At 72.6% G+C, this 22,423-nt stretch carries 22 protein-coding genes; 8 read left to right on the top strand and 14 right to left on the bottom strand.

Annotated features, from left to right (window positions below; genetic code table 11):
* Positions 1-69: 69 nt before the first annotated feature.
* Both ON36_RS30700 and ON36_RS30705 read left to right on the top strand, forming a co-directional pair.
* On the top strand, positions 70-2,130 hold the full coding sequence (locus ON36_RS30700; RefSeq protein WP_043661073.1) for an AMP-binding protein: 2,061 nt from the start codon (positions 70-72) through the stop codon (positions 2,128-2,130).
* A complete protein-coding gene (locus ON36_RS30705) occupies positions 2,127-2,804 on the top strand; it encodes a hypothetical protein (protein ID WP_043661075.1) in 678 nt (225 codons plus the stop codon). The genes ON36_RS30700 and ON36_RS30705 overlap by 4 nt, the downstream gene beginning before the upstream one ends.
* 12 nt (positions 2,805-2,816) lie before the next feature.
* Here ON36_RS30705 and ON36_RS30710 read toward each other — a convergent pair whose 3' ends face one another.
* Positions 2,817-3,386 carry a helix-turn-helix domain-containing protein gene (locus ON36_RS30710; RefSeq protein ID WP_043661077.1) on the bottom strand — a complete coding sequence of 190 codons (570 nt, stop codon included), beginning with the start codon at positions 3,384-3,386 and terminating at the stop codon, positions 2,817-2,819.
* A gap of 108 nt (positions 3,387-3,494) precedes the next feature.
* On the opposite strand from ON36_RS30710, the gene ON36_RS30715 reads away from it, so the two are divergent.
* Complete coding sequence (locus ON36_RS30715; RefSeq protein ID WP_083885561.1) at positions 3,495-4,883, top strand: MFS transporter; 1,389 nt, start codon at positions 3,495-3,497, stop codon at positions 4,881-4,883.
* Here ON36_RS30715 and ON36_RS30720 read toward each other — a convergent pair.
* The 6 genes from ON36_RS30720 to ON36_RS30745 all read right to left on the bottom strand — a co-directional run bounded on the left by ON36_RS30720 (position 4,880) and on the right by ON36_RS30745 (position 12,356).
* Positions 4,880-6,907 carry an AAA family ATPase gene (locus ON36_RS30720; protein ID WP_043661079.1) on the bottom strand — a complete coding sequence of 676 codons (2,028 nt, stop codon included), beginning with the start codon at positions 6,905-6,907 and terminating at the stop codon, positions 4,880-4,882. The genes ON36_RS30715 and ON36_RS30720 overlap by 4 nt on opposite strands.
* Positions 6,908-6,944: 37 nt before the next feature.
* Entirely contained in the window at positions 6,945-8,309 is a 1,365-nt protein-coding gene (locus ON36_RS30725) for an FAD-dependent oxidoreductase (RefSeq protein WP_043661081.1), read from the bottom strand.
* A 115-nt stretch (positions 8,310-8,424) separates the two neighbouring features.
* Positions 8,425-9,378, bottom strand: coding sequence for an ABC transporter substrate-binding protein (locus tag ON36_RS30730; RefSeq protein ID WP_043661083.1), 954 nt, complete (start codon positions 9,376-9,378; stop codon positions 8,425-8,427).
* Positions 9,375-10,169, bottom strand: coding sequence for an ABC transporter ATP-binding protein (locus ON36_RS30735; protein WP_052314552.1), 795 nt, complete (start codon positions 10,167-10,169; stop codon positions 9,375-9,377). Before ON36_RS30735 ends, ON36_RS30730 begins: the two co-directional genes overlap by 4 nt.
* Before the next feature lies 1 nt (position 10,170).
* The gene (locus tag ON36_RS30740; RefSeq protein ID WP_245558270.1) at positions 10,171-11,040 is read right to left on the bottom strand and encodes an ABC transporter permease; all 870 of its coding nucleotides are present in this window, start codon (positions 11,038-11,040) and stop codon (positions 10,171-10,173) included.
* Positions 11,037-12,356 (bottom strand): aryl-sulfate sulfotransferase, encoded by a 1,320-nt coding sequence (locus ON36_RS30745; RefSeq protein WP_043661085.1) that lies wholly within the window; start codon positions 12,354-12,356, stop codon positions 11,037-11,039. Before ON36_RS30745 ends, ON36_RS30740 begins: the two co-directional genes overlap by 4 nt.
* A 188-nt stretch (positions 12,357-12,544) precedes the next feature.
* On the opposite strand from ON36_RS30745, the gene ON36_RS30750 reads away from it, so the two are divergent.
* Entirely contained in the window at positions 12,545-13,579 is a 1,035-nt protein-coding gene (locus ON36_RS30750; RefSeq protein ID WP_043661118.1) for a LacI family DNA-binding transcriptional regulator, read from the top strand.
* 162 nt (positions 13,580-13,741) lie between these two features.
* The gene (locus ON36_RS30755; protein ID WP_245558271.1) at positions 13,742-13,996 is read left to right on the top strand and encodes an SHOCT domain-containing protein; all 255 of its coding nucleotides are present in this window, start codon (positions 13,742-13,744) and stop codon (positions 13,994-13,996) included.
* Positions 13,997-14,036: 40 nt separating this feature from the next.
* On the opposite strand, the gene ON36_RS30760 is transcribed toward ON36_RS30755, so the two are convergent.
* Positions 14,037-14,243 carry a GreA/GreB family elongation factor gene (locus ON36_RS30760; protein ID WP_157225091.1) on the bottom strand — a complete coding sequence of 69 codons (207 nt, stop codon included), beginning with the start codon at positions 14,241-14,243 and terminating at the stop codon, positions 14,037-14,039.
* 35 nt (positions 14,244-14,278) lie between these two features.
* Entirely contained in the window at positions 14,279-15,472 is a 1,194-nt protein-coding gene (locus tag ON36_RS30765; RefSeq protein WP_043661090.1) for an alcohol dehydrogenase catalytic domain-containing protein, read from the bottom strand.
* Between the two features lie 193 nt (positions 15,473-15,665).
* On the opposite strand from ON36_RS30765, the gene ON36_RS30770 reads away from it, so the two are divergent.
* Positions 15,666-16,166, top strand: coding sequence for a hemerythrin domain-containing protein (locus tag ON36_RS30770; protein ID WP_043661091.1), 501 nt, complete (start codon positions 15,666-15,668; stop codon positions 16,164-16,166).
* A gap of 72 nt (positions 16,167-16,238) precedes the next feature.
* Here the strand turns inward: ON36_RS30770 and ON36_RS30775 are convergent, their stop codons facing one another.
* Complete coding sequence (locus ON36_RS30775) at positions 16,239-16,712, bottom strand: ester cyclase (RefSeq protein ID WP_052314553.1); 474 nt, start codon at positions 16,710-16,712, stop codon at positions 16,239-16,241.
* 66 nt (positions 16,713-16,778) lie between these two features.
* Here ON36_RS30775 and ON36_RS30780 point away from each other — a divergent pair, with 66 nt between their 5' ends.
* Entirely contained in the window at positions 16,779-17,483 is a 705-nt protein-coding gene (locus ON36_RS30780; protein WP_218001263.1) for a TetR/AcrR family transcriptional regulator, read from the top strand.
* Positions 17,484-17,493: 10 nt separating this feature from the next.
* On the opposite strand, the gene ON36_RS30785 is transcribed toward ON36_RS30780, so the two are convergent.
* The 3 genes from ON36_RS30785 to ON36_RS30795 all read right to left on the bottom strand — a co-directional run bounded on the left by ON36_RS30785 (position 17,494) and on the right by ON36_RS30795 (position 20,679).
* On the bottom strand, positions 17,494-18,642 hold the full coding sequence (locus tag ON36_RS30785; RefSeq protein ID WP_043661092.1) for an acyl-CoA dehydrogenase family protein: 1,149 nt from the start codon (positions 18,640-18,642) through the stop codon (positions 17,494-17,496).
* The gene (locus ON36_RS30790; RefSeq protein ID WP_043661093.1) at positions 18,642-19,871 is read right to left on the bottom strand and encodes an acyl-CoA dehydrogenase family protein; all 1,230 of its coding nucleotides are present in this window, start codon (positions 19,869-19,871) and stop codon (positions 18,642-18,644) included. The genes ON36_RS30785 and ON36_RS30790 overlap by 1 nt, the downstream gene beginning before the upstream one ends.
* 280 nt (positions 19,872-20,151) lie before the next feature.
* Positions 20,152-20,679, bottom strand: a complete 528-nt coding sequence (locus ON36_RS30795; RefSeq protein WP_043661094.1) for an STAS domain-containing protein — start codon at positions 20,677-20,679, stop codon at positions 20,152-20,154.
* 506 nt (positions 20,680-21,185) lie between these two features.
* Between ON36_RS30795 and ON36_RS30800 the strand changes: the two genes are divergently transcribed.
* The gene (locus ON36_RS30800) at positions 21,186-22,160 is read left to right on the top strand and encodes an Acg family FMN-binding oxidoreductase (protein WP_043661095.1); all 975 of its coding nucleotides are present in this window, start codon (positions 21,186-21,188) and stop codon (positions 22,158-22,160) included.
* A 67-nt stretch (positions 22,161-22,227) separates the two neighbouring features.
* Here ON36_RS30800 and ON36_RS30805 read toward each other — a convergent pair.
* The coding region (locus ON36_RS30805) for a helix-turn-helix domain-containing protein (protein ID WP_043661096.1) at positions 22,228-22,423 on the bottom strand (196 nt) is incomplete at its 5' end.

The raw sequence follows: 22,423 nt of genomic DNA on the forward strand, positions 1-22,423 counted from the left end.
CACGTGGGGAGTTCGTGGCGCGACGGGCACCGACCGGCAGCTCGGCCGGGCCGGAGAAAGGCACTCGCAATGCCCAGTGATGTCGTCGATGTGACGGTGGAACTGCCTGTCGCCCGCCGGGCGCTGTGGGACGTACTGCTCGAACCGCAGAGCTATCCGCGGTTGTGGGCCGGCATCGGCGGCTGTGACCGCGTGCAGGACCCCGGTGCCGACGCGGCGCAGTGGCACGTCCGCATCGGTGATCCCGACATCGGTGTGCGGCAGTGCAGCCTGGCGGTCACCGTCGGCCGCTGGTACGAGAGCTTCGAGGTCCACAGTCCCGGTTCCGGGAGCTTCGCGCTCGTGCGGCTCACCGGCGCCGAGGAGCGCACCCGGGTCAGCGTGACGGTCTTCGCCGCGACCCGCCTGCACCCGGCGCTGGACGGGGTCGGTAATGCCGAGATCGCCGCCTGGGTCGAGGCCGGGTTGCGCCGCGCGGCCGATGTGGTCCGGGGCGCGCCGACCTCGGTGGTCGCCAACGGGGAGCGGGCAACGCTGCGCCGCAGATCCGAGATCGTGCGCTGGTGGGTCAACGCCGGGCTGCTCGCCCCGCCGCTGACCTCGGCGCGTCAGCTGCGTTCGCTCTACCGCTGGGGATTCAACCTCGCGGGCGGCTATGCCGCGGGCGCCGCGCACAGCCCCGATCAGCTGGCCGTCATCGACGACGTGAGCACGGTGACCTTCGCCGAAACCGACAAGCGCAGCACCGCGCTCGCGGCGGGCATGTACGCGGTCGGGCTGCGGGCGGGCGACGCGGTCGGCCTGCTGGCGGGCAATCACTGCGGCATGGTCGAGACCATGGTCGCCGCAGGCAAACTCGGCGTCGACGTCGCGCTGCTCAACGCCGGGCTCCCCGCGCGCCGGATCGAGGAGATCGTGCAGCGCCACCGCCTCTCGGCGCTGTTCGTCGACACCACGCTGGACCACCTCGTCCGCTACCTGCACCGCGACCTGCCGCGCTTCGCCACCGACGACGTGCCCCTCGATCCCGGACGGACCCGGATCGAAGATCTCATCGGCCTCGGTGGCGAGAGCTTTCCCCGGCCGGCCGTGCCGGGCCGCCACATCGTGCTCACCTCGGGAACCAGCGGCAGGCCGAAAGGCGCGCGCCGCCCGCACGCCAAGGGCTTCGACACCCTGGTGGCGCTGCTGTCGCGGATCCCGATCCACGTGGGCAGCACGATGATGATCCCGGCGCCGTTGTTCCACACCTGGGGGCTGTCGGCGCTGCAGTTGAGCACGGCGGTGCGGGCCACGGTCGTGCTGACCCAGGGCTTCGACGCCGAGGACTGCCTGCGCCGCGTGGCCGAACACGGCGTGCACACCCTGATCGTGGTGCCGACCATGGTGCAGCGCATGGTCGACCTGCCCGCCGAGGTGCGCGCCCGCTACGACCTGAGCAGCCTGCGGCACGTGGTGAGCTGCGGGGCGCCGCTGGCGGCGGTCACCGTGGACCGTTTCCTCGACGGCTACGGCGAGATCCTCTACAACCTCTACGGGTCGACGGAGGTGTCCTGGGCGACCGTGGCCGGGCCCGAGGACCTGCGTGCCGCGCCGACGACGGCGGGGCGGCCCCCGCTGGGCACCCGGATCGCGGTCCTCGACGCCGAGCACCGGCCGGTGCCGGTCGGTGTCGTCGGCCGGATCTTCGTGGCCAACCACATGCTCTTCGACGGTTATGTCAGCGACGCGCCGCCGACGGAGGCGGACGGCATGCTCGACACGGGCGACCTCGGCTACCTCGACGCCGAGGGCCGGCTGTTCGTGGCCGGCCGCGACGACGAGATGATCATCTCCGGCGGCGAGAACGTCTTCCCCCGCCCGGTCGAGGAGGCGCTCGCGCACCTGCCGCAGGTCAGCGAGGTCGCGGTGGTCGGCGTGCCCGACCGCGAGTTCGGCCAGCGCCTGGCCGCCTTCCTCGTCAAGAACCAGGACTCGGGCCTCGACCCGCAGATGGTGCGCGACTACGTCCGCAACCGGCTCAGCCGCTTCTCGGTCCCGCGCGATGTCACCTTCGTCGCCGAGCTGCCCCGGGGCGAGACGGGCAAGATCCTCAAGCGCGTGCTGGTCGGCGGTGAGCGGACCGCATGAGCGCGCGAAACAGGACGTGGGCGCGCCTGATCGTGGCCGGCGCGACCCTGCTCGCCGTCGGCTGCGCGACGGAGACGACACCGCCCGGGATCGTCGCGATGAAATCGCTGCCCCTGCTGGCGGAGTATCCGCCGGGATACTCGCTGCTCGGCACGCCGCAGACGTTCACCGCCGCGGATCCCCCCGCGGGCGCCGCGCTCACCTTCACCGACGAGGGATGCCGGTCCCTGCTGGAGAACCCGGTCGGCGCGGGCGCGCGCGAATCGGTCGTCTCGGGCACGAGTCCCGCCGTGTTCCTCGTCCAGGTCGTCCAATCCGACCAGCCGGTCGCCGGGCTGACCAACGTGCTCCAGCACTGCGCCGACATCGAGGCCACCGCCCGCGACCGGACGGTGCGTTTCGCGATGAGCGCGGTCGCGGTCCCCGCGACCGCCGCGACCGAGAGCGTGGCGCTGCGCGCGACCGGAACCCAGCAGGTGCGGGCGGGGGAGGGCCAGTCACCGCCGACGCCGGTCGGTCAGCAGCGCTTCGTGGCCCGCGTGGGCCGCTACGTGCTCTCGGCCATGGTGATGCTGCAGCCGCCCATGTCCGAGCAGGAACTGAACGCCGAGACCGAGGTCCTGCGCCAGGTCTACGAGATCGCGGTGCGCCGGCTGGTGGACGCGACGCGATGAGCGGCGCCGCCCTCAGCCGAGGGTGACCCGGGAGACCGGCCGGTCACCGTGGGGCCCGAACAGGTGCAGGATCTCCACGGTGGCGTCCCCGGCGGGGCCGAACCAGTGCGGCACGGCCGGGTCGAACTCGGCGGTCTCGCCGGGCGTGAGGAGGTGTTCGTCCTCGCCGAGCAGCAGCCGCAGGGTGCCGGCGAGGACGTAGAGCCAGGCGTGACCGTCGTGGGAGACCAGGCGGGGCGCGCGGGGCCCGAGCACGTGTTTGAAGACCTGGACCCGGCCCGGGTAGCCCGTCAGCGGCACGACCACGCCGCCGGAGGCGTGGCGGTGTGGTTGCAGGTGCATACGGGGGTCGCCGGTGGGCGGCGGCGCGACGAGGCGGTCGAGGGAGACCCGGTAGGTCCTGGCCAGGGGCAGGAGCAGGTCGAGAGTGGGTGCGCGGCGGCCCGTTTCGAGGCGCGACAGGGTGCTCACCGACAGGCCGGAGCGGTCGGCGACCGTGGACAGCGACAGGCCGCGTTCGTGGCGCAGGGCCCGGAGCCGTGGCCCGATCGCCGCCAGGATCGTCGCTGTCTCGGTGTCCATGGCCCCATGTTTGCAGATTCCGCAAAAACTGTGGATCGGGTCGGCCACCCACACGGACGATCGGCGGCGCCCGGCGCGGAGCCGGGCTCGGTGAGAGGTGGTGTGGTGATGACCGAGACGTTGCCGGCAGTGCCCGCGCTGAGCGCGCGCAGGCGGTGGACCGTGCTGGCGATCTGCGCGTCGGCGTTGTTCCTGGTCGGTCTGGACACGACGATCGTGGCGGTGGGTCTGGACGAGATCGGCCGCGGTGTCGGCGCGGACACGCGGCGCGCGGCCTGGGTCGTCGACGCCTATACCGTGACGTTCGCGAGCGCCCTGATCACGGCGGGGGCGGCCGCCGACCGGCTCGGCAGGCGGCGGGTGTTCCAGGCGGGGCTGATCGTGTTCGCGGCGTCCTCGGCCGCGTGCGCGACGGCGCCCTCGCTCGGGTTCCTGGTCGCGGCCCGAGTCGCACAGGGTGTGGGTGCCTCGATGCTGACGCCGGTGGCGCTGGCCATCGTGGTCGCCGCGATGCCGGATCCGAGGGAGCGGGCCCGCGCGATCGGGGTGTGGGGGGCGATGTTCGGGCTGAGTATGGCGGCGGGTCCGGTCACCGGCGGGGCGGTGATCGCGCTGTTCGGGTGGCGGGCGGTGTTCTGGGTGAACGTGCCGGTCGTTGTGGTGGCGATCGTGCTGGTGCGTGCCCTGGTCCCGGAGTCGCGGGGCCAGCGGTCGCGGCGGGTGGACCTGCCCGGTCAGGTGCTGCTCGTGACGGTGCTGTGGACCGTCACCGCGCTGCTGCTCGAGGGGCCGCGCCTCGGCTGGACGGCACCGCCGGTGATCGCCGGGTATCCCGCGCTGGTCGTGCTGGCGATCGCGTTCGCGCGGGTCGAGCTGCGCAGCCCGCAGCCGCTGATCGATCCCCGGCTGTTTCTGGTTCCCCGTTTCGCCGGGGCGATCGCGGGGGCGGTCGCGGTGTTCGTCGCGTTCAGCACCACGCTGCTGCTGACCACGCTGCTGCGGCAACGGGCACAGGGTTGGACGCCGCTGGCCGCGGGCGCCGCGACCCTGCCGATGGCGCTGGGGGCGATGGTGTGCGCGCCGGTGTCCGGCTACCTGGTCGGCCGGGTCGGCGCGCGGCTTCCGCTGCTGCTCGCGGGCGGATGCCTCGTGGTGGGCGGCGCCCTGCTGCTGGGGTCGAGCGGGGCGGACACGTCGCTGCTCGCCGCGGCCTACCTGGCCGTCGGGATCGGTGTCGGCTTCGCCAACGCGCCCATCACCGACACCGCCGTCGCCGGCCTGCCGCCCGAGCGGGCCGGCGTCGCGGGCGGAACCGCGTCCACCGCACGGCAACTCGGCACCGCGGTCGGTGTCGCGCTCGCGGCGGGGCTCGTCGCCGGCGTGCCCGCGGAGCGGCTGGCCGCGGCGGCGACGCCCGGGTGGCTGGTGGTCGCCGGATGCGGCGTGCTCCTGCTGTGGGTGGGGTGGGGCGCCCGGTCCGTCTCGGCCGGTCGCTAGCGCGGCGGACCGTACAGCTCGCGCTCCCACAGCTCGGCCACCACCCGCGCGACCCCCTGGGTGAGGTGGCGCCGGTAGGTGGAGAACGGGAGCCCTAGCATCTCGGCCGCCCGTTCCTGGGTCGGGGCGGGACGCAGGTAGGTGCGGTCGAGGACGCGGTGGAGTTTGCCCGCGCGGGGTTCGGCGCGCAGGGCCTCCACGATCTCGACGATCAGCGCGCGCAGCGTGTCACCGCTCACCGTCCCGGGGCGGGAGCGGGCCACGCGCGAACGCAGCAGCGGATTGCCGTCGAGGCGGCCGCCGCGTCCCAGCTCCCGCAGCGCCGCGCGGACGGCTTGTCCGAATTCCTGCTGGGAGAGCACGAGTTCGGGCTCCGGGGGCGCCGGTCGGTGCAGCGGCGGGCCGACGACACGGTCGTTGGTCAGGTCGAGCCAGTCCGCGATCCCGACCCGGCGCCAGTCGTGGGCGTAGACCGCGTAGCGCCGGGCGCCGATCGTGTAGCCCGTGGCCGGGTGGAAGTCGATGTGACGCATGAACGGTTCCCAGGCCTCCGACTCGGCGAAGGCGCCGATGAAATCCCAGGCCGCGCCCCGCTGCGACAGCCACGCGTGGGTGGAGAACGCGGTCACCGTGTTCATCGTCGGCGAGGGGAGCTGATCGGCGACCGCGTCGACGAGGAAGCGCCCCGCGTACACCGGTTCGCCGGGCGCGGTCCGCCCGTAGCGGATCGCGTGCTCCCACATGACGGCCGTGCCGGGGTCGCCCGCCCGGTCGCTCTCGCTCGCCTCGTGCAGGGCCAGGCGGCAGAAGTAGCCGATCGGCGCGCTCCCCGCGCCGCGCACGGCCACGAACCGCTCGGGCTGGCGGGCCAGCCAGTAGTCCACCAGTTCGGCCTGCTCGCGGCCCTGATGGCGTCGCGTCATGGCCAGGATCGGGTCGCGGTCGGCGGGCCCGTACCGGTCGGGGAACGCGCGCCCGAAACTCGGCCAGTCCCAATAGCCGGCGATGGTGGGATTGTGCCGGTGCAGAAAGATCAGGTCCGCGACCGGTGGCGCGTCGTGCGCGGTGTCGTCGAGCAGGCCGAGCAGATGCGCGCGGACCCGCTGATGGATCCTCAGGTAGGACTCCGGATCGCGCCAGCGCAGATCGGCGTCGAGCACATCGCGCGCGATGTCGTGCGGCGCCAGGCCGAACGGCCCCTGCTCGATGACCGCCAGTCCCCGCAACCACGCGAAGATCTCGGCGCAGCCGGGTTCCCCGAGCGCGGCCCGCAGCAGCGCCTCGGTGGTGTGCCGGACGTGCGCGCACACCTCCAGCGCGGCCCGGTGACGCGGCCCTGGAACGGAATCGACGAAGCGTTCCAGCAGCGCCCGCACCGCGTCCGGCGCCTGCGCCAGGCTCGCGGGCAACTCGGCCGAGGTCTGGCGCACCAGGTCGACCAGCAGCGACAGCGCCAGGGGATGACCGTGGGTGAGCGAGAGCATCCGCTCGTGTGCGTCCGCCGCGACCCCCGCCGCGCGCAGATACTCGCGTGCGTCGTCGGGGGCGAGATTGCGCAGGGCGATCACCCGCACCAGCTCCTGCCAGCCGGGATCCGCGGCCCAGGCCGGATCCGGGGGAGTGCGCCCGGCGAGCACGACGAGCGCGGAGACCGGCAGGGCGGGCAGGAAGGTCTCGCGGAGCCAATCCTCCAGTGGCGCCAGACGTTCGAAGGTGTCCACGAACAGGACGAACCGCTCGTCGGCCGGTGCGGCGGCGTCGTGGAAGGTGCCGGGCGCGGGGTCCGCGGTGCGGCCGTCGATCCAGGCGGTCCGCGCCCCCGCGGACGCGGCGACCTCCCGCAGTTCGGCGAGCAGGGTGGTCTTGCCGATGCCGCCGGGGCCGTGCAGGAACAGCACGGTGAACGGGGGATCGGCGGCGTCGAGCGCGTCACGGAAGAGTGCCACCTCGCCCGCGCGCCCGACGAACCGGCGCCTGCGGGCCGCGCGCAGCCGTTCGGCGACGGTCGGTGGCGGAGTCGTCATCGCCCCTGTGTATCAGCTCCGCGTCGGCGGGGCGGGGTCATCGGGCGAGCGCGGCCGGGCGCGGGACGTCGGCCGGGGCGCGCCGGGACCGGAACACGGTCCGCGCCACGATGTCCGGCCGCAGCAGGGCGGCCGGGGAGTCGACGAAGGACGACACCCGCAGGAACCGGGCGGCCACCACGGGGTCGTGCTCGCCCGCCTCGAGCAGGCGCCGCACGTACCGGTTCACCAGCCGGACCCGCAGCGGGCGCGGACCCTCGACCAGCGGCTGGGTCAGGTCCTGGCCGACGGCCAGCTGCCAGGCCACGTCCACCGGCCGCGCCGCGGCGCGGAAGTATCGCCGCTCGAGATCGTCGCCGCCGTCGCGCAGGCACTCCCGCAGGGCGGTCGCCGCGAGCGCGGCCACCGACATGCCCTGGGCGTAGATCGGATTGAAGCCGCACAGCGCGTCCCCGAGCGCGATGATCCCGCGCGGCAGGGCCTCGGCCCGGTCGTAGCGGCGCCTGCGGTTGGCCTCGTAGCGGTAGGTCGCCACCGGGGCGAGGGGCTCCGCGCCGCGCAGCGCCTCGACGACGTGCGCGGGCGCGAATCCGGCGACGCCCTCGACCATCGCCTCGAAGCCGGCGGCGGGGTGATGGTCGCGGTAGCCCGTCGCGGTGAACAGCCACGTGTCGTCCTCGGTGGCGAGCAGCGCCATACCGGTCGGCCGGGTCGGCGTGGGCCCGATGAGCACGATCTTCTCCGGCGCGGTCCCCGGCCGCAGCCGCAGCCGCGCGCTGGAGTAGCCGATGTGCACCGCCACGGCGTCCTGGGCGGGCGCGGCGAAGCCGAGTTCGGTGAGCCAGGCAGGCACCCGGGTGCCGCGCCCCAGCGCGTCGGCCACCAGGTCGGCGGCCAGGAACTCCTCGGGGCTGTCCGGGGTGCGGGCCCTGATCCGGGCCCCGGCGATCCGGCCCGCGGCCGGGTCGCCCGCCAGGCCGACCACATCGTGTCCGTCGACGACGCGCACCGCCGGGATCTCCGCGACCCGCCGCCGGATCCGCTGCTCCAGGTGCCGGCGCGTCGGCAGGTAGGTCAGCACGCCCGGCTCGACCGCGGAGGACAGCCGATGGCCGGCGATCGAGAACCAGAACTCCGTGTAGTCGGAGATCACCGGGGTTCCGTGCGCGACGAGTTCGGCCAGCAGCCCGGGGAAGAGGGCCTCCAAGGCACCCGACCCGCTGGGCAGCAGCGCGTGGACGTGCCTGGCCTGCGGCACGCCGCGACGGAATCCCCACTCGTCCTCGAACAGGTCCCGCTCGACCACGGTGACCCGGTCGTAGGACTCCGCGAGGACCCGCGCGGCCAGCAACCCGGCCAGGCTCGCCCCGAGCACCACCGCGTGTTCACCTCTGCGCACCATCGCGCACCTCCTGACGTTTCGGCGACGGCGGTCAGGATGCGGGCCGGAAGTGCTCGGTTACCAGTCCATTCCGCTGCTCACTGTCGCGGTGACGCCGGCCGGCGCGACGGCGACGTCAGGATCCGACGAACCCGGTCTCGAGCAGCGTGGCGTAGTCCGGCAGGGCGACGGCGCGGTCGAGGTTGCCCTGGGTCTGGGCCCACGTGCCCAGTTCGAGCAGTTTCGTCGCCGCGTCCGGGGTGAGCTGGAGGGTGAAGTCGAACTCGGCCAGGATCGTGCGCAGCAGGGCGGGGTCGAGCTGGGTCGCGGCCGCCACGGCGGCGACGGCGGGGTCGCTGCGGCGGTCCAGTTCGCCGCCCGCCGCCCGCAGCGCGGTGAAGAACCTGCCGATCTCCGCGCGCTTGCCGGTGATGGCCGACTGCGAGGACAGGTAGAGGCTGTGCTGGTTGTAGGTGCCGCCGGTCAGCTCGACGGCGTTGTCGCCGAGCGCCGCGACGACCTGGGCCTGGTAGGGCTGGAAGATCGAGACGGCGTCGACGTTGCGCTGGGTGATCGCGGTGAGGGTCGCCGACGGCGCGGCCTGGACGAGGCGGGCGTCGACGTGCCCGGCGGCCAGGGCGTTGGTCGCGTAGTAGGCGGCGCTGGTGCCCAGCGGCGTGCCGACGGACTTGCCCGCCAGGTCGCGCAGCGTGCTGATCCCCGCGTCGCGGCGGGCGACGATCCTCGATCCCTGCCAGCGCGAGCCGTCGCCGACGACCCGCAGGGACGGGTTGCGGGCCAGCGCGGCCGAGCTCGGCACGTCCGCGGCGGTGGTGATGTCGACCTGTCCGGCGGCGAGGGCCTGCAGCGCTTCGACGCCGGAGGAGAAGTTGACGACCTTCACGCGCACACCCTCCCTGTCGAAGAGCCCGGTGGCGGAGGCGACGGGAATCTGGGCCCACGACGGGTCGACGACGAAGCCGACGGTCAGGGTGCCCGGGGCGGAGTCCGAGCCCGTGCACGCGGTCGCGGCGGTCATGGTGAGGGCGGCGAGCAGGCCGAGAAGTGCGCGGCGCAGTGGGGTTTTCACGATCGGTGTCCTCGGGGGTGTGCGGGGGCGGGGCCGGGCTCGGCGTGGTCGACGCCGAGGTGGTGGTGCAGTGTCTTGCGCAGCGCGCTGTAGCCGGGCAGATCGGCGAGGCTGTCGGCGGGCCGGGGGCGCGGGAGCGGGTTGTTCAGGGATTCGGCGATGCCGCCGTCGCGCAGGACCTCGATCGTGTCGCCGAGGCGGATGGCCTCGTCGATGTCGTGGGTGACGAACACGACCGTGCGGTGGAGCCGGTGCCAGAGGTCGATGATCAGGTCCTGCATCCGCAGCCGGGTGAGGGCGTCGAGCGCGGCGAACGGTTCGTCCATGAACATGACCTGCGGCTCACCGGCCAGGACGCGCGCGATGCCCACGCGCTGGCGCATGCCGCCGGAGAGCTCGGCGGGACGCCTGCCCGCGACCTCGGGAGCGAGCCCGACCAGCTCGAGGAGTTCGGCGACGCGCTCGCGGCGTCGTCGCCGCGGCGTGCCGCGGGCGGCGAGGGCGAAGCCGACGTTGTCGGCCACGCTCAGCCACGGATACAGCACGTCGCGCTGGAAGGCGACGCCGCGGCGGGGATCGGGGCCGGTGACCGTCTCGCCGTCGTGGACGACGCGGCCGCCGGTGGGCGCGGTCAGCCCCGCGAGGCAGTGCAGGAGAGTCGATTTGCCACTGCCCGACGCGCCGACCAGGACGGTGAACGATCCCTCCGGCAGGCTCATGGTGAGGTGGTCGATGGTCGGCGCCGGCGCGCCGGGGAAGCGCACGACCAGATCGTCGGTCCGAATGCTCATGTCAGTGCTGCTCTTTCGCCCATCGGGTGAACGGTGCCGTGAGGGTATGGAGGGCCAGGTCGCACAGGGCGCCGATCGCGCCGAGGACCAGCAGACAGAAGATCAGCCGGTCGGCCTGGGAGAACAGCTGCGCCTGGTAGATGCGGTAGCCGAGTCCGGCGGTGGTACCGGTCATCTCGGCGACCACGATGAGGACGAAGGCCGTCGCCGCGCCCACTCGCAGCCCCGCGATGATGTCGGGCGCCGCCTCGGGCAGCACCACCCTGGCCAGGGTCTGCCGGCGGCCCGCGCCGAGGCAGCGCGCGGCCTGGAGGTAGTCGATCGGGGTGGTGGCCAGGCCGGCGTGCGCGTTGATCCAGACCGGAACGAACACGCCGAGGGTGATGACCAGGATCTTGCTGTCCTCGCCGAGCCCGAACCAGAGGATGGCCAGCGGGACCAGGCCGATGGTCGGGATGGGGGAGAAGACCCGCAGGACGGGCTGCAGCAGCCGCCGCCCGGGTGCGGTGGTCGCGGTGAGCACCGCGACCGCGGTCCCGGCCGCCGCGCCGAGCACGAAACCGGCCGCCGCCCGGCGCAGGCTGGCGAGGAGGTCCTCGCCGAGCAGTCCCGAGTCCCACAGCGACCGTCCGGCGGCCAGGATCTCCGGCACGCTCGGAAAGAGCTGGCGGGGAAAGTGGCCGGTGGCGACCACGGCCGACCAGGCGAGCCCCGCCAGGAGCAGACCGGCGAGCGCCCAGCCCACCGGGCGCACCGCGGCGCCGATCCGCCGCCGGGCGACTGCGTGCCCGGGAGACCGCCCGGCGCTCACCGGGGGCGGCGCCGACTCGACGCGCGTGCGCGGTTTCTCGGCGACGACCGGGCCGGTCACGATCGACCGCGCAGATCGATGGACGGCAGGGCCCGCGCGGGGGTCCCCAGCGGGGTCCACGCGAAGGGCACCGCCTGGGCGCGGTAGACCAGCGGGCTCAGGGTCAGCCGGTCCACGCCCGGCACCCGGGTGTGCTTGACCTCGGGCTCCCCGGCCACGCCGTAACCCTCGTAGGGGCTGAGGTACTCCCACACCACGTCACCGTCCGGGGTGACCTGGAAGAGCCTGCCCTGCATACCTTCGGTGATCAGCGTGTTGCCGTTGGGCAGGCGCTGGGCGTTGCTCACGAAGGAACTGAAGAACGTCCACGGCGGCAGGCCGGAGTCCTCGGCGGTGTACTGCCAGACGATCTCCCTCGTCGAGGGATCGATCTCGAGGACCCGCGAGCCCGCGTAGATGCCAAGGGGCGCGGCGGGATAGCCCGCGCCGCCCTGGTTGTCGAAGACCAGGATGTTGCCCGCGCCGGGCAGGCCCGGCGCGATCATGTGCGGATTGTGCTGGCCGGAGGTCTGATCGAGGGGGCGGGGCACCTTGTGGGTGGTGATCCGCTGATGCTGCGCACCGGGGGTCGCCTCGTAGTAGGGGCCGCACTGCCACACCGGCGCACCCGTGGCCTTGTCGAGGAGGGCGATGATGTTGGCCTTGCGGAAACTGATCAGGATGTTGTCCGGGGCGAACACGCTGTCCGGGTCCCCGTCGAACCAGCGGTTCGGGCCGAGGGACTTCGCGCTGTTCATCTCCAGGTAGCCCCACGGATCCTCCGGATCGCGAGCGACGGTGGCGCGCAGGGCCTCCCAGCCCGCCTCGGAGAAGCCGAACTCCGCGAGATGGTCGCCCGCCAGCCACGACCAGACGATCGTGCCGTCGGGGGCGACCTCGTAGAGACCCTGGTCGCCGACCACGTGGTCGCCCAGTGCGGGTACCACCCGGGGCACCGTGACCAGGATCAGGCGGTTGCCGTTCGGCAGCAGTTCCCAGTCGTGGTTCTGCCGCGCCGCGCCGCCGGGCGCCTCGGTGCCCCACTCCCACACCCGCTCGCCGGCCCAATCCAGTTGCCCGACCGTGCCGTTGGCGTAGATGCCGCCGCGCGCGTCACCGCTCTCGGTCAGCTGCACGCCGACATCGCCGACGCGGCCGCCGTTGAGCGCCGGGTCGAGGACGCGCGGCGGCACCCCGGCGTGGGGCCATTCGTGCACGACGGTCCCGGTGAGGTCGATCAGGCGGGTCACCGAGTCCGCGCCGGTGAACACCACGAAACTGTCGTGGACGAGTTCGGGATCCAGGTACGTGACCCCGGTGATTCTCACAAATGCCATGTCCGCTACTCCACCAATGCCGTGTTACGGCGGCAGGTCCGCTCCGTAACGTTCTAATCGATTAGCGTAGGGACGGCGCGTCGGCCCGGGAACTGTCAGAATCGACGTGAATCGAACCCTTCCGCCCCGGTGGTGGGGACGTTGCTGTGGAGGGGACCGGCCGGGCCGGTCCCGAGCAGGAGGTGTCAGTGGTGTCGAAACGTCCGACGGTCGCCGATGTCGCGCGCCGCGCGGGGACGTCCACCGCCGTGGTGAGCTATGTCCTCAACGGCGGGCCGCGGCCGGTGTCGGACGCGTTGCGCGCCAGGGTGTCCCAGGCGATCGAGGAACTCGACTACCGCCTCGACCGCCGCGCCCAGTCGCTGCGCCGCCCGCGACGCTGGCGCCAGATCGGGCTGCTGGTACCCGATCTCATCCTGCCGCTGTTCGGCGAGTTCGTCGGCAGCGTCGAACGGCAGGCCAGGGCGCGTGATCACCTGACGATGGTGGGCAACACCGGCTACGACCCCGTGCGCGAGGCCGAGTTCGTGTCCGCGTTCATCGAGGCGGGTATCGACGGTCTGGTGGTCATCGGCGCCTGCGACGCGGCCGAGGTCGCCGCGCTGTGCGCGCGGGCACGCGTCCCCGTGGCGTGGATGCACAGCATGCGGGGCGAGATCGACGCCGAGATCATCGGCGCCGACCACGTCGAGGCGGGCCGGCTCGTCACCGGGCACCTCGCCGGGATCCACGGGTGCCGCGACATCGCCTTCGTCGGCGGGTTCACCGAGGACGACGTCACCCACGGTGACCGGGAGACCGTGGCGCAGCGTTTCGCCGGCGCGGTCGCCGCCTGCGACGCCCCGCTCCACCAGATCCGCACCGACCTCACCGCCGACGGCGCCTACGCCGCCGTCCGTGACTTCCTGCGCGTCCGCCCCGCACCCCCCGACGCCGTCGTCGTCGGCACCTACGGCCAGACCGCCGCCGCCACCCGCGCCCTCACCGACCACGGTCTGCGCATCCCCGAGGACGTCCGCGTCGTCGGCTTCGACGGCAACCAGGCGAGATACGGCCCCTACGACCTGACCAGCGCCCGCCAGCCGGTCGACCGCATCGCCCGCCGCGCCCTGGACGAACTGCTCACCGGCCCGTCCGCGCCCGCCGATCGTCCGGCCGCCGCACCGAGCGCCCCGGAACTGCACCTCGGCGACACCTGCGGATGCCGGACACCGCGCAGCTGAACCCGCCGGACGTGGGTCCTGCCGAGGAGGGACGAAAGTCCGGCGGACGGACTACCGCAGGCCCTGACGGCAGACGCGGAACACGAGTCGAATGGTGGTGAGTATTACCAGCCGCTCGGAGACCACCTCGGTCCGCCGACCGACCGCCGAGGAGGAGCGATCATGTACTGGTACGACCACGGCCCCGACCACATGGGCTATGCGTGGATGGGCATGGGCATGCTGTTGTTGTGGGCACTGACCACGCTCGTCGTGGTGCTGGTCGCCCTGCGGTTCGCGCCGCGATCCCGACCCGGCGCCCAGGGCTCGCCCGCGCGCCCCGCCGAGCAGGTGCTCGCCCAGCGCTTCGCTCGCGGCGACATCGACGAGCCGGAATACCTGGCGCGCCTGGAAGTCCTGCGGCGACCGGATCGATGACCGTCCGGCCGTGACACGCGGTTCCCGCCGCGCCACCGCCTCACCGGTGGCCGAGCTCGGCGTCGATCTCGTCGATACGGGTCTGGACGAGCGACTTCTCCTCCCGCGCGGCGACGTACTGCTCGCCGTCGGCGGAGCTGCCGACCTGCTGCACGTGCTCGATCGCCTCGCTCAGGGCGGTGCGCCGGCGCACCAGTTCCTCGCGCTCGGCGCGCAGGCGGGCGGATTCGGGTTCGGTCCGGGTCATGTCAACCTCCAGGGAGATGGGTGGGGACGCGCGCCTCAGTTCGACGCCCACGGGTCCAGGACGACCTTCACCGCGCCGTCGGTCTTGCGCTGGAACATCTCGTAGGCGTCGGGCGCCGCCGCCAAGGGCAGGTGATGGGTGGCGAAGTCGTCCACGCCGAGCGGGTCGTCGTCGCCGAGCAGCGGCAGGATGTCGTCGGTCCAGCGTTTGACGTTGGCCTGGCCCATCCGCAGCTGGATCTGCTTGTCGAACAGCACCCGCATCGGCAGCGGGTCCAGCATCCCGCCGTAGACGCCGACCAGCGAGATCGTCCCGCCCCGGCGCACGATGTCGACCGCGGACAGCAGCGCCGCCAGGCGGTCGACGCCCGCGGTGTCGACCAGTTTGGCCGCCAGCGCGTCGGGCAGGAAGGCCGCCGCCTTCTGCGCGGTCGAGGCCAGCGGTGAGCCGTGTGCCTCCATGCCCACCGCGTCGATCACCGCGTCGGTGCCGCGCCCGTCGGTCGCGTCCCGGATGATCTCGGCGACCGTGCCGTTCTCGGCGTCCAGGTCGATGGTCTCCACCCCGCGCGCGGCGGCGCGCCGCAGCCGCTCGGGCACCCGGTCGACGCCGAACACCCGCAGCCCGCGGTGCAGCGCGATGCGCGCGCACATGTCGCCGATCGGGCCGAGCCCCAGCACCGTCACCGATCCGCCGACGGGCACGGCGGCGTACTCGACCGCCTGCCAGGCCGTGGGCAGCACGTCCGAGAGGTACAGGTAGCGCGTGTCGTCGGGGCCTTCGGGCACCTTGATGTGGGTGAAGTCGGCGTGCGGGACCCGCAGGTACTGCGCCTGCCCGCCCGGGACCTGCCCGTAGAGTTTGGAATAGCCGAAAAGCGCTGCGCCGCTGCCTTGTTCGCGGACCTGGGTCGTCTCGCACTGGGTGGTCAGGCCCTGATCGCACTGATAGCAGTGACCACAGCTGATCTGGAACGGCACGACCACCCGGTCACCGACCGCGAGGTTGCCGATCCCGGCGCCCACGTCCTCCACGATGCCGATCGGTTCGTGCCCGAGGACGTCGCCTTCGGTCATGAACGCGCCGAGCACCTCGTACAGGTGCAGATCGGACCCGCAGATCGCGGTGGAGGTGACCCGCACGATCGCGTCCGTGGGCGCTTCGATGATCGGGTCCGGGACCGTGTCGACGGACACCTTCCGCCTGCCCTGCCACGTTACCGCCTTCATCACTGCCTTTCTGTACGGCCGGATCTCGGCCGGTACAGACGGCGACTACCCGGAATCGCGGGATGTACCCGGCCGGGCGGCGCGCGTTCCGGCCGATTGGCCGCGCGAGCGCTGGGTACGGCTGGGACACCGGAGGCACGCGGCGCCGACGCCGGGTGCCCGGACCCGCCGGATCCGTAGCGAAGGAGTACCCATGTCCACCGATGCCATCGTGCTGCTGCGTGAGGACCACAAGGAGATCCGCAGGCTGTTCCGTGAGTTCGAGAAGGCCGGGACCGACGCGTACGCGACGAAGGGCCGGATCGTCGACAAGATCATCGAGGCGCTGACGGTGCACACCTATCTCGAGAACGAGTGCGTGTATCCCGAGGTCCGCGCCCTCGTGCCGGAGGTCGAGGACGACATCCTCGAGTCCTACGAGGAACACCACGTCGCCGACGTGCTGGTCATGGAACTCGCGACGATGAAGCCCGAGGACGAGCACTTCACCGCGAAGGTGACGGTGCTCATCGAGAACGTCGACCATCACATCGACGAAGAGGAGAAGGAGTGGTTCCCCGAGGTCCGCAAGCACCTCGGGCGCAAACAGCTCCAGGACATGGGTGCCCGCATGCTGGAACTGCGCGAGAAGGCACCGACCTCGCCCACCGCGCCGCGCGCACTGAAGAAGGCGCTCGACGCGCTCACCGCCTGAACGGGCCGGGCGCCGCTCCACGATCGTGAGGCCGGCGGTAGCGCCCGCGGGACGGCCGGGACGGCCGGGACATCAACGCGCAGCGGTGTTTTCGTGGGGCGCGGGGAGCTGCGCGGCGAGGTCGAGCGCGGAGGGGTCCGGCGCGGGTAGGGCGCCGACCTGGACCATCGCGCCGACCTCGTCGCGCACGCCCCAGTGTTCGGCCAGGCGCGTCCCCTCGGTCCGGTAGATGTGGATTGTGGTCATCGTGTACGGCATGCCCACCGCGTCCGGACCGTGCACCGGGGCGATGCCGTGACCGGTGGCCTCGGCCCGCAGGACGATCCGGTCGGCCGTCTGGATCGTGTCGGTGATCCGGTACCGGATGCGCAGTACCCGGGTCACCCAGGTGAGGATCCGGCGGTAGCCGTCGGGACCCGGTTCGAGGGGGAACGGGGAACCGTGGTCCACGAAGTCGGGGGTCACGAGGCGCGGGAGCGCGTCCAAGTCGCCGGTGTTGATGGCATCGAAGACGGCGAGTGCCGCGGGAAGGGCCGGGTTGTCCATGGCAGGACCTCATTCGACTGGATTCAGATTCCAATGGAATTGAATTCTAGCCAATATGATGAGCGCGTGGCAACCACGCGAACCTACGACAATTCGTCCCGCCGGGACGCGGCACGGGAAACCCGTCGCCGGGTACTGAGCAGCGCACACGACCTCCTCCTGTCCTCGGGCTATCCCGCGATGACGGTGACCGCGCTGGCGAAGACGGCCGGGGTCAGCCCGCAGACGATCTACAACGCCGTCGGTGGCAAGGCCGACGTCCTCAAGGCCACCTATGACGCGGTCCTGGCCGGGGACGACGAGCAGGTGCCGATGAGTGAGCGTCCCGAGTTCCTGGCGATGAGCGCCGCGCCGGACGCCGCCGCGCACGCGCGCGCCTACGCGGCGTGGACGCGGGCGATCTACGAGCGGGTCGGCCCGCTGGTCTGGGCGGTGCTCGCCCACGCGGGCGCCGATCCCGCCCTCACGACGTTCGCCGAGACCATCGAGCGGGAGCGGCGCACCGGCAACACCCACATGGTGACCACGCTGCGGGCGCGGCACGGCCTGCCCGCGGGGCTCACCCCGGAGCGCGCGATCGACGCCGTCTGGGTACTGACCGCGCCCGAGACCGCCGACCGTCTCCTGCGCCGCGGCGGATGGAGCCCGGCGGCGTACGAGGCGTGGCTCGGCGACCACCTCGTCCTCGCCCTCTGCGGGCCCGGGGCGGCGGGACAGCCCGCGGCGCAGGCGGTTCCCCGCCCCAGGCGACGGTCGGCGGGGAACCGGTGAACGCCCCGCGCTACGGCCGGGTCAGCCGCGCGTAGCGGGCGCGGTGGTGGTCGGTGGTGCCGAATTCGCGTTCCAGGGCGGTGAGGCGCTTGAAGTAGTGGCCGACGGCGAGTTCCTCGGTCATGCCCATGGCGCCGTGGAGCTGGACGGCGTTCTGGCCGACGAAGCGGGCCGCGCGGCCGACGGTGACCTTGGCGGCCGACAGCGCGCGGGCGCGGTCGGCCGGGGCGGCCGACAGCGCGTCGGCGGCAAGCCGCGCCGCGGCGACGGCCTGCTCCAGCTCGATGTACATGTCGACCATGCGGTGCTGCAGCGCCTGGAAGCTGCCGATGGGGACGCCGAACTGCTTGCGCTGCTTCGCGTATTCGACGGTGTCGGCCAGCACCGTGCGCAGGCAGCCGACCGCTTCGGCGCAGATCGCGGCCGTCGCCACGTCCACGGTCTCCTCGATGGCCGCCCAGGCGCCGCCCTCGGCGCCGAGCAGGGCGTGGGCGGGTAGCCGCAGTCCGGTGAAGACCAGATCGGCGCCGACCCGGTCGTCGATGGTGCGGTAGGAGTGCACCTCGACACCGGCGGGCGGGTTCGCCGCGTCGAACTCGGTCAGGAACAGCGAGATGCCGTCCCGGTCGCGCCGCTCGCCCCCGGTGCGGGCGGTGACGAGCAGGTGGGTCGCCAGGGGCGCACTGGTCACCACGGCCTTCGCGCCGTCGATGACCCAGTCGGCGCCGTCGCGCCGCGCGACGGTCGCGACGTCGTGCAGCGTCGCGCCCGCGGTGGGTTCCACCGCCGCGAACGCGGTGCGGACCTCGCCCGCGACGATGCCGTGCAGGACGGCGTCGGCCCGCTCGCCGCCGGAGCGTTCCAGCAGTCCCGCGCCGACGACGACGGTGTCGACGAACGGTTCGACGACCAGCGCCCGCCCCAGTTCCTCGACCACGACCATCAAATCAGCGGCGCCGCCGCCCATCCCGTCCACGCGTTCGGGCAGGGTCGCGCCCAGGATGCCGAGTTCCTCGGCGAAGCCCCGCCACACGGCGGGCTGCCAGCCGGGCGTCGACTTGGCCGCGGCCCGGCTCGTCTCCAGGTCGTAGCGGGCGCCGAGGAACCCGGCGACCGCGTCACGCAGCTGCTGCTGCTCCTCGGTGAGTGTGCTGTCCATCAGAGTCCCAATGCTGCTCTTGCGAGGATGTTTCGCTGAATCTCGTTGCTGCCCGCGTAGATCGAGCCGGCGCGGTCGTTGAAGTACCGCAGCGGCGCGACGGCCTGCCAGGGCTCGCCGCTGTGGTAGCCGTCCGCGGGCGGGGTGAACCCGGCGATCGGCCCACCGGGCGCGGTGGCGTGCGGCTGGTAGACCCGGCCCGCCGGGCCCGCCGCGTCCAGGGCGAGCTCGGTGAGCTGCTGGCTGAGCTCGGTCGCCAGGATCTTCAGCATCGACGACGCGGGCCCGGGGTCCTTGCCCTGGGCCATCGCCGAGATCGTCCGGTATTCCAGCACTTCCAGCACCTCGGTGCGGATGCGCGCGTCGGCCAGGCGCAAGGCGAAGCCGGGGTCGTCGATCAGCGGGGTGCCGTCGGGGCCGGGCTGCCGCGCCGCGGCCTCGGCCAGCTCCTGGCCCATGACCTGCAGCATGGGCGAGGCGGCCCCGCCGCGTTCGTGGACGAGCAGGTACTTCGCGACCGTCCAGCCGTCGTCGACGCGGCCGAGCACGTTGCTCTTGGGCACCCGCACGTTGTCGAAGAACACCTGGTTCTGCACCTGCTCGCCGGAGGTCATCACCAGCGGGCGGACCTCGATGCCCGGGCTGGTCATGTCGATGAGCACGAAGGTGATGCCCTGCTGCTTGCGGCCGGTGCGCGAGGTGCGGACCAGGCAGAAGATCCAGTTCGCCTCGGTGGCGTGGGTGGTCCAGATCTTGCTGCCGGTGCACACCAGATCGTCGCCGTCCTCGACCGCGGCCATGCCGAGCGAGGCCAGGTCCGAGCCGGCCTCGGGTTCGGAGTAGCCCTGGCAGAAGAAGATCTCGCCGGTCAGGATGCGGGGCAGATAGAACCCCTTCTGCTCCGGCGTGCCGAAGGCGATGATCGCGGGGGCGACCATCCGGATCCCCATCGGCGACAGCGTCGGCGCGCCCGCGAGCGTCGCTTCCCGGCTGAAGATGTAGTGCTGGGTCAGGCTCCAGTCGCACCCGCCGTGCTCGACCGGCCAGTGCGGCGCCGCCCACCCGCGCGCGTGCAGGGTCCGTTGCCAGGCCATGCTGGCCTCGTGGTCGGGGTAGACGCTCGTCGCGAGCCGCCCGGCGCGGCGCAGCTCGGGTGTCAGGTTCGCGTCCAGGAACTCCCGCACCTCGTCCCGAAAGGCCAGATCCTTCGCTGACCAGCCGTAATCCATCTGTCCTCCCGGAGCGACCCGCCGTCGTACGCTATTGGCCGCGTGTCAATACGCCACGATGTCCACAATGTAGGGCCCGCCGTCGCCGAAATCAACCACGGTCGAACAGCCTGCGGGTTGTCGCCCGAACCGGCGCCCCGTGACGCGCTGCGCGGCTTCACCGCGCAGCGAATCACCCCCCCGCACGGGTGGCCGCGACGCGGCGGGACCGTCGAAAGGCCCGGGGCACGTGTCGTGCTCGCCGTGGTGGCGCGAGGGGTTACCGCGGGGAGGGCGGGTTTCAGCCGCGTCCGGTGGGACTGGAGAGCCGGGAGGGTAGGCGCCGGGAGCGCGGGCCCGCGCGCCGGACCGCGGACGCCTGCAGGCGGGGCACGTCGGCCTTCTGGGCGGACAGGGCGTCGATCAGGTCCGCGTGCACGGGAAGCCACTGGCCGAGCCCGGCGACGGCGATGATGCGGGCCGTCGCCGAGTAGGTGCGGGCGTCGACCAGGCTGATCGAGACGCGGCGGCGGCAGCTCTGCCGGGTCAGCGCGGCCAGATCGAGCACCGCGCGGACGGACACGAAGTCGGCGTCGCTGAGGTCGACGACGAGATGTCGCCCGCCGTCGGCCGCGGTGTCGGTGATCGCCGCGTCCAGCAGCGCGTGCCACTGCGCCAGCGTGGCGGCGTCGACGTCGCCGCGCACATGGGCGACGGTGGTCGATCCGCAGGGTTCGGTGTCGATCCGCAGACGCGCCGGGCGGGCTCGCCGGCGATCGTCGTCGCGGTACCGGTCGTCCCCCGGGTGTGGGCGTTGTGTGGTGTTCATCGAGTACTCGATTCCTCGGCACCGGCAGGCCTACGAACTGCCCCGCCCGACCCTGCTGGTCTGAAGATCGGCCGGTCCTGGTTATTCCAGCACACGAATGCTCCCGTCGCATCGCATCGTGATCCACCTGAAATTTCGTATGCACGCCGAACGAACAACGCCGTGGCGAGCGATGTGGAAAGTCGTTTCCGGTGGAGGAAACCTCGCAATTCGGTATCCGGAAAGGTTCCGTGGGACGCGAAAAGGTGACGTCGGATGCGACGATCGTCACGCTCGGCCGCGATTTCCCGCCGTCGCCGCGACCGTCACGGGCGGGGCGGAACAGGCGATCGTGCAGGGGATCCCGGCGGCGCCGGCGAGCCGGTGTACTGGGGAAACCGGAATTCCGCCGGCATCGGCGGAGTTGGCGGACACGCCGTTGCCGACCTATGGTCGAAATCGGAATTGGAACCGGAGTTATGTCCTCCGGTAGAGATGCTCAATGGTGACCCCAAGGACTCTCGGTGATGGAATGCCTGTCCGGTCCCGACACCGCGATCTGTCGGGAAGCGCTGGAACTGGCGGGGCGGGCCCCGTCGGTACACAACACCCAGCCGTGGAAATGGCGGATACAGCCCGGCGGCATCGACCTGTTCGCCGACGCGCACCGCCACCTGCCCGCGACAGATCCTCTCGCGCGGGCGCTGCTCGTCAGCTGCGGCGCCGCGCTGCATCATGCCGCCGTGGCGTTTCATGTGCTCGGCTGGGGCGTGGAGATCCATCGTCACCCGAATCCCGCCGACGCCGACCACCTCGCCCGCCTGACCCTGTTCCCGCGCCCGGTCACCGACCGCGACATCGGCTGGGCCGCCGCGATCCGGCTACGGCAGTCCGACCGCCGCCGCTTTCCCGAACGCCCGCTGCCCGCCGGCGCGCTGCGGGCGATCGCCGCCGCGGCCGCCGAGCACGGCGCCGCGGCCCGGGTCGTGCCGGAGATCCTCCTGCCCGAACTGGCGGCCCCGATGCGCGAAGCCGCCGACCGCCACCGCCTCGACAGCGCCTACCAGGCGGAACTGACGGCCTGGAGCGGGCGCACCGGCGCCGACGCGGGAGTTCCCGCGCGCAATGTGCCCCCGGCCCGCGCCGCGGACGAGATGCCGGTCCGCGCGTTCGCCGAGCCCGCGCTGCGCGAGTTCACCGACGGCCCGGACGCGGCGCACTGGCTCGTGGTCTGCACCTCGCACGACGACACCGTCGCCCAGGTGCGGGCGGGGGAGGCGCTCAGCGCCATGGTGCTGGAGGCGACCCACCTCGGCCTCGCCTCGAGCATCCAGTCGGAGCCGCTGGGCATGATCGATCTGCGGGACCGGATCCGCGGATCGTTCCTCCACGAGGTCGCCCACCCGCAGGTCATGCTGCGGGTCGGCGCCATGCCGACGGCCGCCGACCCGCTGCCGATGACGCCGCGCCGCTCGGTGACCGACACCGTCGAGGGGATCTGACCCACGCGAATCCGCGACCGGCGGGCATGGGTGGCGCGAATCCGGTGCGACCACAGGGACCCTCGTCCTAGCCGTCCGGCGCAGCGGGTGGCATCGCCACCGAGGCCGAGGTGGCGGCCATCTGGAACTGCTTGGGGGTCAATCCCTTCCAGCGCTTGAAGGCGTGGATGAAGCTCGCGGATTCGGCATAGCCGAGGCGGATGGCCACGTCGTGTACCGAGAGCGCGCCGGTGCTGAGCATCTGCTCGGCGAGGGTCTCGCGG

Origin of the sequence: Nocardia thailandica NBRC 100428, from assembly GCF_000308795.1 — a bacterium.
Lineage (GTDB): Bacteria > Actinomycetota > Actinomycetes > Mycobacteriales > Mycobacteriaceae > Nocardia > Nocardia thailandica.